The sequence below is a fragment of the Sabulibacter ruber genome (assembly GCF_017355955.1).
Lineage (GTDB): Bacteria > Bacteroidota > Bacteroidia > Cytophagales > Hymenobacteraceae > Nibribacter > Nibribacter ruber_A.
Window position 1 is genome coordinate 1 of the sequence record NZ_JAFFID010000024.1, and the last position, 474, is coordinate 474.

Sequence of the window (474 nt, forward strand, 5' to 3'; positions counted from 1 at the left end):
GTGCGGCCGATGTCCGCGATGGCGCCCTGGGCGCTGCCGGTCGCACCCTGGATCTCCTTCACCTTGGCCTGGATCTCCTCGGTCGCCTTGGCGGTCTGGCCGGCGAGGCTCTTCACCTCGCTGGCGACGACGGCGAAGCCCTTGCCGGCCTCGCCCGCGCGGGCCGCCTCGATGGTGGCGTTCAGCGCCAGCAGGTTGGTCTGGCCGGCGATGGAGTTGATCAGCCCGACCACCTCACCGATCTGGTGGGCCGCCTCGACAAGGCCCTGCATGCTGCTCTGCGTCCGCTCGGCCTCCATTACGGCCTCGCCGCTGATGCGGGTCTGGGCGGAGACTTGGCGGCCGATCTCCAGGATGGAGGCGGCCAGCTCCTCGGTCGCGGCGGCCACCGTCTGGACGTTGGCGGAGGACTGTTCCGATGCAGCGGCCACGGCAGTCGCCTGGCTGCTCGCCTGGGCGGCGGTGGAGGACAGG

At 71.5% G+C, this 474-nt stretch carries 1 protein-coding gene; it reads right to left on the bottom strand.

Going from position 1 to position 474, the window contains the following annotated elements; all coding sequences use genetic code 11:
* On the bottom strand, window positions 1–474 hold a 474-nt coding region (locus JT719_RS24285; protein WP_242693459.1), incomplete at both ends, for a methyl-accepting chemotaxis protein.